Source organism: Veillonella sp. T11011-6 (assembly GCF_002959755.1).
Lineage (GTDB): Bacteria > Bacillota > Negativicutes > Veillonellales > Veillonellaceae > Veillonella.
Genome location: NZ_PPCW01000001.1, coordinates 654,601 through 666,968, shown reverse-complemented (window position 1 = coordinate 666,968; position 12,368 = coordinate 654,601). Strand labels below are relative to the sequence as shown.

Sequence of the window (12,368 nt, the reverse complement as noted above, 5' to 3'; positions counted from 1 at the left end):
AGAAAGGCATTTACTCAATCGATGGATAGATTTTTAGTAACAGAACCTTCGGATATGAAGGAACGTGGCTGGGCCGAATTAGATTTCGTTCTCATCAGTGGGGACGCCTATGTAGACCACCCATCCTTTGCTCCTGCTGTTATCGGCCGGTACCTAGAGTCCAAAGGTTATCGTGTAGGCATTATAGATCAACCAGATTGGAATGATGTAGAGGCTTTCAAAAAACTAGGTAAACCGCGTCTAGCGTCCCTTGTTACAGCAGGGAATTTAGACTCAATGCTCAATAAATTTACGGCGGCAAAGAAGATTCGCCGTCAAGATGATTATTCTCCCGGTGGTGAATCTGGACATCGTCCAGATAGGGCTACCTTGGTATATGCGAACCGTATGAAAGAGGCATATAGTGATGTGCCGCTTATTATCGGTGGTATAGAGGCATCCTTGCGCCGCTTTGGTCATTATGATTATTGGTCAGATACCGTACGTCGCTCTATCTTAGTTGATTCTAAGGCAGATGTACTTGTTTATGGTATGGGTGAACTTCAAATTGTGGAATTAGCAGATGCTCTAGATCAAGGTCGCTTTAAAGAGTCCTTGCCATCTATTCGCGGTATTTGTTACATGGCAAAGGAAATTCCTACTATAGACTATGTTGAATGCCCGTCTTTTGAGGAAATTAAAGCCGATAAGATGGCCTTTGCTGATGCATTCCGTATTCAATATGATGAACAAGACCCATTTTATGGTCGTATGGTAGTCCAAAAGCATGGGGACAGATATCTTATTCAAAATACGCCTGCTTTGCCTTTGACACAGGAGGAAATGGATGGTGTATATAACTTGCCATATACACGTAAGTGGCATCCTAAATACGATGATAAAGGTGGCGTACCAGCGTTAAGTGAAGTACAATTTAGCCTTGTTAGTCAACGCGGCTGCTTTGGTAGCTGTTCATTCTGTGCCATTACCAATCACCAAGGTCGCATCATTCAAAATCGTAGCCATGAGTCTTTAATCGACGAAGCCCAAACTATGATTGAGATGGACAATTTTAAGGGTTATATTCACGATGTTGGGGGGCCTACTGCAAACTTCCGTCATTTAGCCTGTGATAAACAAGCTGTATATGGCGCTTGTAAAGGTCGTACCTGTGCGGCTCCAGAGCCTTGTGAAAATCTTAATACAAATCACGATGATTATATTGCATTACTCCGTAAATTACGTAAGCTAAAAGGAGTAAAAAAGGTATTTGTTCGCTCTGGTTTGCGCTATGACTATGTGCTGGCAGATAACAATAAAGACTTCGTACGAGAGCTGTGTGAGTTTCACGTTAGTGGCCAATTGAAGGTAGCACCAGAACACGTATCTAAACGGGTTACAAATATGATGGGGAAAGCGGGTAAGGAAGAATTCCTCACCTTCAAATCTTGGTTTGAAGAGGCTAATAAAAAGCTTGGTAAGAAGCAATATTTAGTGCCATACTTTATGAGTTCTCATCCTGGTTGTGCCTTGGAGGATGCTATTGAATTAGCAGAGTTCTTGCGTGATCAACATATGTATCCAGAACAAGTACAGGATTTTATTCCAACACCGGGCAGCCTATCGACTTGTATGTACTATACGGGTATTAATCCTCTAGATGGAAAGCCTGTATACGTAGCCAAAAAAGGTAGAGATAAAGCTAAGCAACGTGCTTTAATGCAATATAAAAATATTGAAAATTATGATCTTGTAAAAGAAGCACTTATTGAAGCTAATCGGCGTGATTTAATTGGATTTGGACCAGAATGTTTGATTCCACCACGCCCAATTGGTCGCAATAGTAATCGTACTGGTGCGGGCACTGGCAACCGTAATAGAGTACAAGCTAATAATCGTCGCAGCGGACGTCAATCAGGTGAGCAGCGTAGTAAGGGAAACACGTGCTCTAACCAACAGGCTGCTCTTAGTAAGGGGAGATCATCTCGCAGTGGTATGACTAAAGGTCGTCCCTCTAACAAAAGCCGTGGTGGTCGTTAATTATAGAGATTAGTTTTATCTAATCTCATTTGGGGATACTTTATGTCTTATAGGAGGCATATATGAAACGATGGATTGCTCCGGGCATTTTAGCCCTTTTTGTGGTAGGGATGTTGACCTATGGCGTAAACTTTTACCATCAAGAACAATTGGAACATGAAAAAGAGCCTGTTCGTGGTGAGATTATAGTTTATACAGACTTACCGAATAATATAACTACATTGCTTGCCGATCGTTATGAAGATGAGAAGAATGTAAAAGTTACAGTTATGCCTCTTACAGAAGAGCAAATGGCGCAACGTTCGGCCTCAAATGTAGCTGATACATCTGGTGATATTGTACTTACCTCTGAGGATAACCTCGTTGTAGGCGCCAATACTGGGAAATATGCACCTATTGTTAATGAGAAAATTGACGAGGTTCGTGACAATCTAAAGGATACAAATGGATATTGGGTAGGCCTTTGGTATGATCCTATCGTATTTGTTCAAAATGATACCTTCTACAATGGGGTTGGTAAATATATTACTACATGGGATACCTTGGCAAAACAAGGTGATTGGACCATTGTAATGACCGATTTTGTAGCCTCTCAGAATGCGGCAAACTTGTTATATAACATGGTGGAATATAGAGGGGAGCCTGAAGCATTAAACTATCTATATAGCTTAAAACCTCATGTAATACAACATGCTAAGTTCTTGTCTACCCCAGTTCGTTTAACAGCGCTTGGAGAGTCTAATATCGGCATTGGTAATTTATCTGATGCGGCCCAATATACGCGTCATGGATATCCAATTAAGGTCATTTATCCAACGGATGGGACCTCTTATTATGTAACTGGGGCGGCCGTATTAAAAAATTCAAAACATAAAGCAGATAGCGTCGAATTTATTAATTGGTTGTTATCTACAAAGACCGCAAAATATATGGTTGAAAATAACTTCACCTATATATTTACAAATCCAGAAATGGATGAGCCAAAAGACTCATTGGGACATGAGCTAATTTTATGGCCTGTAAATGGCGGTTACACCATTGATGGTAAAAAATTATTACTAAATCACTGGGTTAGCCAAGTGCGTTTCCGTAAGGAATAACTCAGTTATATAGATCCTATTAAGGTAGTAAATTGAAAATAATCTTGTTAAGAAAGGATATAGAATGGGTAAGAAATTAGGATATGTTAGCCTAGGTTGTGCTAAAAACTTAGTAGATACAGAGGTAATGTTAGGCTTATTGAAAGATAATGGCTATACGATTACAGAGGACCTAAGCGAAGCAGATCTTATCGTCGTAAATACCTGTACTTTTATTGAGAAAGCCAAAGCGGAGTCTATCAATACCATTCTTGAGGTAGCTCAATATAAAGAAGATGGTACATGTAAAGGCCTTATTGTAGCAGGTTGCTTAAGCCAACAATATCAAGATGAGCTATTCAAAGAAATTCCTGAAATTGATGCTTTGATCGGTACAGGTGCATGGGACCAAATCATGGTAGCTGTTGATGCTATTGAGCATGGCAACCGTAGTTGTATCATGGAAAATATTACAAATATCTATGATGAGCGCATGCCTCGTATTCAAACAACACCTCGTTACAGTGCGTATGTAAAAATTGCGGAAGGCTGTAACAATGGTTGTACCTTCTGCATTATTCCAAAGGTGCGCGGTGCATTCCGCAGTCGTACTATCGAATCTATTAAGGCCGAAGTGGAACGCTTAGCTGCAGCAGGTGTTAAAGAGGTTGTTCTTATTGCTCAAGATACGACTAGTTATGGCATTGACCTTAACGATGGCAAGCCTTTGTTGACTACATTGCTTAAGGAGTTAACTACAGTAGAAGGCATCGAATGGATTCGCATGTTATACCTATATCCAACATTCTTCTCTGATGAATTGTTAGATCTTATCGTTAATGAGCCAAAACTTTGTAAATATGTAGATATTCCATTACAACATGTTAATAACGATATTTTAAAACAAATGAATCGTCGAGATGATCGCAATGATATTGAACGGTTGCTTAAGAAAATTAGAAATGCTCCTACACATATTACATTGCGTACATCTATTATTGTTGGCTTCCCTGGTGAAACAGATGAGCAATTTGAGGAACTTTGCGACTTTGTAAAAGAAATCAAATTTGATAATATGGGCGTATTTACTTATTCTCAAGAGGAAGGTACACCAGCTGGTGCGCGTGAAGACCAAGTGCCAGAAGAGGTAAAAGAAGACCGTTATCATATTCTCATGTCCATCCAAGCCGCTATTTCTGAAGAAAATAACCGCGATTTAGAAGGTACTATTGACTATGCAATGGTAGAAGAAATCGAGGAAGGTGAGAATGGTACATTACTCGCTAAAGGACGCTTAAAATCTCAAGCACCTGATGTAGACGGTAATATGTACATTGAAGACTGCGGAGAAGAGATTCAACCTGGAGATATTCTTAAGGTACAAGTAGAGCAGGGCTTTGCTTACGACGTAGTAGCTACGGTTGTAGAATAAAACACAGCTCGATACATTCGATTGTGGAGGTGATCTGATGATTGTAGAACTCATTTCTACAGGTTCAGAGTTATTGCTAGGTGATACAGTTAACACTAATGTATCTTGGTTAGCACAAGAATTAAATAAATTAGGATATACTATTGCTCATCAATCTGTCGTGGGGGATAATCCTAAGCGCATGGCAGAGGTCTTTCAATTAGCTAGCACTAGAGCGGACATCGTTATTAGTACTGGCGGATTAGGACCAACGCAAGGGGATATTACACGAAATGTATTAGCCGATTCTATTGGACGACCTATTGTATTTAATCAAGAGGCTATGGATGAGGTTAAAAAATTCTTTGACCGTGTAAAACGTACCGTGCCGGATGCAAGTCGTCGAGAATCTGAGTTGCCTGAAGGCGCAAACGTATTACATAATCCGGTAGGCGTAGCGCCTGGTGTTGTAGTGGAAGATGGAGATACTACATACATACTTTTGCCAGGACCTCCTGGTGAAATGAAAGGCATGTTCCAAGATAGTGTAGTTCCATATTTGCATGATCGCTTTGGTTCACAAGGTGTGGTTACCTCTTATCGATATGGTGTATATGATATTCGCGAAATCGATTTGGAAAATACCTTGATGGATCTCATTAAGAATCAATCAAATCCGACTATAGCGTTATTAATCAAAAAAGGCTATATTGAGGTGCGCATTACGGCTAAGGCTGATACCTTAGAGGCTGCACATGAGCTTCTAAATCCTTGGGATGCTATCATTCGAGAACGGTTAGACTCTCGGGTAGGTCGCGATTTATCTATTTCCATGGAGGAAACTCTGGGGCGTGCTTTACTAGAGGAACATAGTACGATTAGTACTGCTGAATCTTGTACTTCTGGCTTAGTTGGTAAGTTATTGACTAATGTCAGTGGTAGCAGTGAATACTATATGGGCGGTATTATCTCTTATAGTAATGATGTAAAACATCGTGTATTAGGTGTACCTCAAGATATGCTCGATACGTATGGTGCCGTAAGTGAGCAAGTCGCTAAGGCTATGGCAGAGGGAGCACGAACTGTTGGTCAAACAACGTATGCTGTGTCTACGACTGGCATAGCTGGTCCTGGTGGCGGTAGTCCTGAAAAGCCAGTTGGTCTTGTATGGTTTGGGGTTACCGGACCTCATGGAACAGTGGCTCATAAGGCTAATTTAATTGGTAATCGTGAAGATATAAGACAAAGTGCAGCAGAACTAGCACTATATTATGTGTATACTTATATAACAGAAAAGGGGAAATAAAAGAATGGCTGTAGATGGCAGACAAGCAGCGTTGGATAACGCGTTAAAACAAATTGAAAAAGACTTTGGTAAAGGCGCTATTATGCGTCTTGGTGAAGCAGCAGATCGCATGAACGTAGAGGTTATTTCCTCTGGTTCTCTTGCAATCGATATCGCTGTTGGTGTAGGTGGATTCCCTCGTGGCCGTGTAATTGAAATCTACGGTCCAGAATCCTCTGGTAAAACAACAGTAGCTCTTCACGCTGTAGCAGAAGCGCAAAAACAAGGTGGCATTGCAGCTTTTATTGATGCGGAGCATGCGATGGATCCTGTATATGCTCGTAACTTGGGCGTAGATATCAATAACTTGTTGATTTCTCAACCAGATAATGGTGAACAAGCTCTTGAAATTACAGAAGCCCTTGTTCGCAGTGGTGCTGTAGATATCGTCGTAGTTGACTCCGTTGCAGCATTGGTTCCTAAAGCCGAAATCGATGGTGAAATGGGCGATGCTCACGTAGGTCTCCAAGCTCGTTTGATGAGTAAAGCATTGCGTAAATTGACTGGTATCATCAGCAAATCTAAAACTGTTGTTATCTTTATCAACCAATTGCGTGAAAAAGTAGGCGTAATGTTTGGTAATCCTGAAACTACAACAGGTGGTCGGGCGTTGAAATTCTATTCCTCCGTACGTCTTGATGTTCGTAAGGGTGAATTAATTAAAGCTAATAACGAAAATGTTGGTGCTCGCACTAAAGTTAAAGTTGTTAAAAATAAGGTGGCACCTCCATTCAAAACAGCTGAGTTTGATTTGATGTACGGTGAAGGTATCTCCAAAGCTGGTACACTTATCGATATCGGCACAAATATGGAAATCATCAATAAATCTGGTGCATGGTATTCCTATAATGGTGAACGCATGGGCCAAGGTAAAGAAGCAGCTAAACAATATTTATTAGATAATCCACAAATCGCTGATGAAATCGATCGTATTATTCGCGATACATTAGCTGTTGGCACTGAAGAAATTGATGTAATCGGTGAAGAAGTAACTGAAGAAGTATAATCATGAGTGACGAAACGATGCAAGCTGCTATGGATCAAGCGTATCGCTTCCTAGCTCAACGATTTCTTAGTTCCTATGAACTGACACAAAAAATGAGACGTAAACAAATCGAGGACCCAATCATTGAGCGGGTCTTTGAACGCCTTAGAGACTATGATTACATCAATGATGAACGCTTATCTGAGCAAGTATTGACGTACTTGATGAAAGAACAAAAATACGGTGCGTATATGATTAAGCAAAAGATGAAGCTGCGAGGTCTTACAGTGCCTCAAGAAATCTCTAATTATGATGAAGTGAAAGCCGCTTATCGCGTAGTGGAAAAAAAGTTTGGTTCCATTCTCAATGAAGAACACACTCCTCGTGTAAAAGTATTTAATTTTCTCAAATATAGAGGATTTTCAACGAGTACTATCCAAGTTGTATGCAATGATTTTTATGAATAGATAGCGCTTTTTAAGAGGCCTTACTAGGCTTGTAAAATCTTGACAGAAAGGGCTTTCAAGTCTAAAATTAATAATAGCCTTATTTATTTATATGATGATATGGCTAAATGATAATTTTAATGCATGAAGGGCATAAAAAGGAGCATGAAAGCTCAATTTTGAGAATTTAAGAGGAGGTGAGACTGATTTTAGAGTATAGTCTAATTGCAGTGGTAATGGTACTGATTGGACTAGGGGTAGGCTATTTTTTAAGAAAAAATATTGCTGAAGGAAAACTGAATCAAGCTGAGCAAGAGGCTGCACGTATCATCGCTAACGGTGAACGCACAGCTGAGTCTAAAAAGAAAGAAGCTTTATTAGAAGCGAAAGAAGAAATTCATAAGCTCCGTTCTGATGTAGAACGAGAAAATAAAGATCGCCGTTCTGAACTTCAACGTATGGAACGTCGTATTCTTCAAAAAGAAGAATCTTTGGATAAAAAATTAGACAATATTGAGCACAAAGAGGAAGCTTTACATCGCAAAGAAGCTGACTTAGCCCAAAGCCGTGAAAAAATTGAAGCTTTGTATGAAAAACAAATGGCAGAATTGGAACGTATTTCTGGTATGACATTTGAAGAAGCTAAGAATATCTTGTTAACGAATGTGGAACAAGAAATTCGTCATGAAACGGCGATTATGGTTAAGGAAATGGAGCAGCAAGCTAAGGATGACGCGGAGAAAAAAGCAAAAGAAATTATCTCCTCTGCTATCCAACGTTGCGCAGCTGACCATGTAGCGGAGACTACCGTATCCGTAGTGGCATTGCCTAATGATGAAATGAAGGGTCGTATTATCGGTCGTGAGGGCCGTAATATTCGTGCACTTGAAACATTAACAGGTATTGACTTGATTATCGATGACACACCAGAAGCAGTTATTCTTTCCGGTTTCGATCCAATTCGTCGTGAAGTGGCTCGTATTGCTTTGGAAAAATTGATTGTAGACGGTCGTATCCATCCAGCTCGTATTGAAGAAATGGTTGGTAAAGCTCGTAAAGAGGTTGACCAAACTATTAAAGAAGCTGGTGAACAAGCAACATTTGAAGCTGATGTTCACGGCTTACATCCTGAAATCGTTAAGATCTTAGGTCGTTTGAAATATCGTACTAGTTACGGTCAAAACGTTTTGAAACATTCTATTGAAGTATCTCATTTAGCAGGTTTGATGGCAGCTGAACTAGGCTGTGATGTGACATTGGCTAAACGAGGTGGTTTAATCCATGATATTGGTAAAGCATTGGACCGTGAACTTGAGGGTTCTCATGTTCAAATCGGTGTTGATGTGGCTCGTAAATATCGTGAAAGCGCAGCAGTAATTAACTGCATTGGCGCTCATCATGGTGATGAAGAGTTCCAATCTGTAGAAGCTGTATTAGTTGCAGCTGCTGATGCTATCTCTGCGGCTCGTCCTGGAGCACGTCGAGAAACATTAGAAAACTACTTGAAACGTTTATCTAAATTGGAAGAAATCGCTGAATCCTTCGAAGGCGTTGAAAAATGCTTTGCTATTCAAGCAGGTCGTGAGATTCGCGTTGTAGTAAAACCGGATAAGATTGATGAAGCTGAGTCTACATTACTCGTTCGGAATATCGTAAAACGCATCGAGTCTGAACTCGAATATCCAGGCCAAATTAAGGTCGTAATTATTCGTGAAACTCGCGTTGTGGATTACGCAAAATAATATGCTATAAGCGATAAGTATAGGCTGCAATGATTTCATTGCAGCCTATTATTATCAAATATTATTCGCAGACTATAAAAGGATACGGCGTATAGGAATCACCATGTATTGATCCATAATAGATGGTGATTCCTATAATTCGTATTAGTTACTAAATAGGTCGATTTGATAATTGATTAAATTACTTTACAAATAGAGGATTTTTTATTTGTATATCGAATTAATATATATAAGGGAAGGAAGCGTTGGCTATGAGCCGATATTTTGAAAATGAATTGATTGAACAAATCAAAGATGCAAATGATATTGTATCAGTAATATCTGAGCATGTAGCCTTAAAGAAACGTGGCAAGAACTATTGGGGTTGTTGTCCATTTCATAATGAAAAGACGCCGTCCTTTAGTGTTGCCCCTGAAAAGGGCTTTTATTATTGTTTTGGTTGTCATGCGTCGGGGAATGTTATTAAATTCCTTATGGAACTAGAGCATTTAAGCTTTGTAGAGGTTTTAGAACGCCTTGCAAATCGCGCTAATATTCCATTGCCAGAGGCTAAACTTTCACCTGAACAACGAGCTCGAGATGAACGACGAAAAAAACTATATGAAGCATCAGAATTAGCGGCTACATTCTTCCATAACTGCCTTACTCAAACATCCATTGGTAAGGTTGGCCTTGATTATTTAAAAAAACGGGGCCTTACAAAAGAGACGATTGAAAAATTTAAATTAGGCTTTGCTCCAGATGGTTGGGATAAGTTGTATCGTGCCTTTCACGAACGGGGGATCGATGATTCGATTCTCTTGGAATTGAATTTAGTCCGTAAAAACCAAAAGGGGCAGTTTTATGATTTCTTTAGAAACCGTATTATGTTCCCTATCATGGACGGCAAAGGTCGTGTAGTTGCCTTTGGTGGACGTGTCATGGATGATAGTACACCAAAATATTTGAACTCACCAGAATCGGCCATCTTTGAAAAGGGGAAACTACTATTTGCCTTTGATAAGGCTTATAAATCCATTCGTCAAGAACGACAAGCTATCCTTGTGGAAGGGTACATGGACGTTATCTCTGCCCATAACCATGGTGTTACTAATGTGGTAGCATCTTTGGGGACGGCTTATACACGAGACCATGGGCATATCTTGATGCGGCAGGCTGATGAAATTGTACTGGCCTATGATATGGATGGAGCAGGTCGTCAAGCGGCGGCTAGAGCTATAGAATTATTGCAAAATACGGACTTCAAGGTGCGTGTTCTCGCTATGCCAGATGGCAAAGATCCAGATGATTATGTACGCAATCATGGGGGACAAGCATTTAAAGATTTAGTGGCTAAAGCGGTTAAGCCTCTTGATTATTTATTGAGTGAGTCCCTAATTAAACACGACACAAATGATACGGAAGGGAAGCAAGCTGTATTGGCTGATGTATTCCCATATATTGCTAATATAGATAGTCAAACACAACGGGATGATGCATTAAAGACATTGGCATTACCTTTGTGGCTTGATAATAGTAGTATCTTTAGATATTTTAGAGACTATGTAAAAAAAGGACAAATAGAATTAGTTGATACTGCATCTGCACCTTTGCCAACACAGGATTTACCTAAAGGTGATGCAGAAAAATTACTGTCCTTAGCCTTTACAGATGGTGAAGTGTTACAACATATGATGAGCTATTTGCCATTAGAGGACTTTGAAAAAATTGAATATCGCGGTATAATAGAAAAGATATTCACCTTATTTAAACGAGAAGGTCGCCTAGATGATACTACCATTCAGTCTGTTTTATCACCATCAGAGTATGATATTTACTCTAGATTGGTTGTTATGAGTGACGATGAATATAAGGTGCAAGTGCCTGGATTAATCCGCAAGATAAGGCTTCATTCATTGCGTGAACAGTATAAAGCGCATTCAATTATGGCGGATCAACTAAAACGGGCAGGAGATTCGACGTTTATTAGCGAATTACATAAGTGTCAGGAAATACAGAACTTAATTAGAGAATGGTCTAAGTAATATAATGTAAGAAGGAGAGCGCTGTGGCTAAGAAAGTACAAAAAAGTCAAATAGAGGAGATTGTAGAACAACTTCTTGAAAAAGGCCGAAAAAACGGTGTGTTGACACAATCAGAGATTTCAGATGCTCTTCATGAGCAGACTGATCTTACTGCAGAACAATTAGATGATATTTATACTACATTTGGTAAATTAAACATTGAAGTAGTGGCTGATATCGACAGTGAGGATGCGGACGCTAATCCAATAGAACCAGAAGAAGAGGATGAAGAAGATACTTCTAATGAAAAGAATATCTCCATCGATTTAAGTGTAGACTCTGGTGTTAACATTGATGATCCTGTACGTATGTATCTCAAGGAAATTGGTCGTGTCCCATTGCTTTCTGCAGATGAAGAAATCGTTTTAGCAAAGCAAATTGAAGCTGGCGCAGCAGAAGATGCTACATATAAAGATATTCAACTTGCCAAAAAGGCTAAGAAAAAATTGGTAGATGCGAACTTGCGCTTAGTTGTAAGTATTGCAAAACGCTATGTAGGTCGCGGCATGTTATTCTTGGACTTGATTCAAGAAGGTAACTTGGGCCTTATTAAAGCTGTAGATAAGTTCGATTATACAAAGGGTTATAAATTCTCCACATATGCTACATGGTGGATTCGTCAAGCGATTACTCGCGCTATTGCGGACCAAGCTCGTACAATTCGTATTCCAGTACATATGGTAGAAACAATCAATAAACTGATTCGTATTTCCCGACAATTGTTGCAAGATAAAGGTCGTGAACCATTACCAGAGGAAATTGCAGAAGGTATGGGTATTACGGTAGAGCGTGTGCGTGAAATTCAAAAAATCGCACAAGAACCAGTATCATTGGAAACTCCAATTGGTGAAGAGGAAGACTCTCACTTGGGAGACTTCATTGAAGACCAAGATGCTATTGCTCCAGATGATGCAGCTAGCTACATCTTATTACAAGAACAAATTGAAGATGTATTTACATGCTTAACTGACCGTGAGCAACAAGTATTGATCTTGCGTTTTGGTTTGAAAGATGGTAAACCACGTACATTGGAAGAAGTAGGTCAACATTTCAATGTAACTCGTGAACGTATCCGTCAAATCGAAGGTAAGGCGCTTACTAAATTGCGCAATCGTGGTAAACGCGATAAAATTAAAGACTTCTTATAAGATGTGGAATCTCTTGAGGGTTGTAATACAGTGCTATTGTGCTGTGTTGCAACCCTTTTGTGATATAATTAAAGATAGTAAACGTAAGTGATAAAAGTACGTGATAAAAGTACGTTAAAGCCTTTTAATG

General features: G+C 39.6%; 9 protein-coding genes. All 9 read left to right on the top strand.

Annotation, left to right across the window (positions count from 1 at the left end):
• The first annotated feature begins 21 nt into the window (after nt 1-21).
• The 9 genes from VRHSUH10_RS03135 (at nt 22) to rpoD (ending at nt 12,238) form a co-directional block, all read left to right on the top strand.
• Nucleotides 22-2,019 (top strand): YgiQ family radical SAM protein, encoded by a 1,998-nt coding sequence (locus VRHSUH10_RS03135; RefSeq protein WP_105089410.1) that lies wholly within the window; start codon nt 22-24, stop codon nt 2,017-2,019.
• A 62-nt stretch (nt 2,020-2,081) separates the two neighbouring features.
• Nucleotides 2,082-3,119 (top strand): ABC transporter substrate-binding protein, encoded by a 1,038-nt coding sequence (locus tag VRHSUH10_RS03130; RefSeq protein ID WP_105089409.1) that lies wholly within the window; start codon nt 2,082-2,084, stop codon nt 3,117-3,119.
• A 64-nt stretch (nt 3,120-3,183) separates the two neighbouring features.
• Nucleotides 3,184-4,530, top strand: a complete 1,347-nt coding sequence (gene rimO, locus VRHSUH10_RS03125) for a 30S ribosomal protein S12 methylthiotransferase RimO (protein ID WP_105089408.1) — start codon at nt 3,184-3,186, stop codon at nt 4,528-4,530.
• A gap of 37 nt (nt 4,531-4,567) precedes the next feature.
• Nucleotides 4,568-5,815, top strand: coding sequence for a competence/damage-inducible protein A (locus tag VRHSUH10_RS03120; protein ID WP_105089407.1), 1,248 nt, complete (start codon nt 4,568-4,570; stop codon nt 5,813-5,815).
• Between the two features lie 4 nt (nt 5,816-5,819).
• The gene (recA, locus tag VRHSUH10_RS03115; protein ID WP_005386086.1) at nt 5,820-6,860 is read left to right on the top strand and encodes a recombinase RecA; all 1,041 of its coding nucleotides are present in this window, start codon (nt 5,820-5,822) and stop codon (nt 6,858-6,860) included.
• A 2-nt stretch (nt 6,861-6,862) separates the two neighbouring features.
• On the top strand, nt 6,863-7,306 hold the full coding sequence (locus VRHSUH10_RS03110) for a regulatory protein RecX (RefSeq protein WP_105089406.1): 444 nt from the start codon (nt 6,863-6,865) through the stop codon (nt 7,304-7,306).
• A 176-nt stretch (nt 7,307-7,482) separates the two neighbouring features.
• Entirely contained in the window at nt 7,483-9,027 is a 1,545-nt protein-coding gene (gene rny / locus VRHSUH10_RS03105; protein ID WP_255403550.1) for a ribonuclease Y, read from the top strand.
• Between the two features lie 251 nt (nt 9,028-9,278).
• Nucleotides 9,279-11,051 (top strand): DNA primase, encoded by a 1,773-nt coding sequence (gene dnaG / locus VRHSUH10_RS03100; RefSeq protein WP_105089405.1) that lies wholly within the window; start codon nt 9,279-9,281, stop codon nt 11,049-11,051.
• A gap of 23 nt (nt 11,052-11,074) precedes the next feature.
• Nucleotides 11,075-12,238 carry an RNA polymerase sigma factor RpoD gene (gene rpoD, locus VRHSUH10_RS03095; protein WP_105089404.1) on the top strand — a complete coding sequence of 388 codons (1,164 nt, stop codon included), beginning with the start codon at nt 11,075-11,077 and terminating at the stop codon, nt 12,236-12,238.
• Nucleotides 12,239-12,368: the final 130 nt, after the last annotated feature.

Coding starts and splice junctions, on each gene's coding strand:
- VRHSUH10_RS03130 (WP_105089409.1), top strand. CDS start 2,082: ATGAAACGATGGATTGCTCCGGGCATTTTAGCCCTTTTTGTGGTAGGG.
- recA (WP_005386086.1), top strand. CDS start 5,820: ATGGCTGTAGATGGCAGACAAGCAGCGTTGGATAACGCGTTAAAACAA.
- VRHSUH10_RS03120 (WP_105089407.1), top strand. CDS start 4,568: ATGATTGTAGAACTCATTTCTACAGGTTCAGAGTTATTGCTAGGTGAT.
- VRHSUH10_RS03110 (WP_105089406.1), top strand. CDS start 6,863: ATGAGTGACGAAACGATGCAAGCTGCTATGGATCAAGCGTATCGCTTC.
- rimO (WP_105089408.1), top strand. CDS start 3,184: ATGGGTAAGAAATTAGGATATGTTAGCCTAGGTTGTGCTAAAAACTTA.
- VRHSUH10_RS03135 (WP_105089410.1), top strand. CDS start 22: ATGGATAGATTTTTAGTAACAGAACCTTCGGATATGAAGGAACGTGGC.
- dnaG (WP_105089405.1), top strand. CDS start 9,279: ATGAGCCGATATTTTGAAAATGAATTGATTGAACAAATCAAAGATGCA.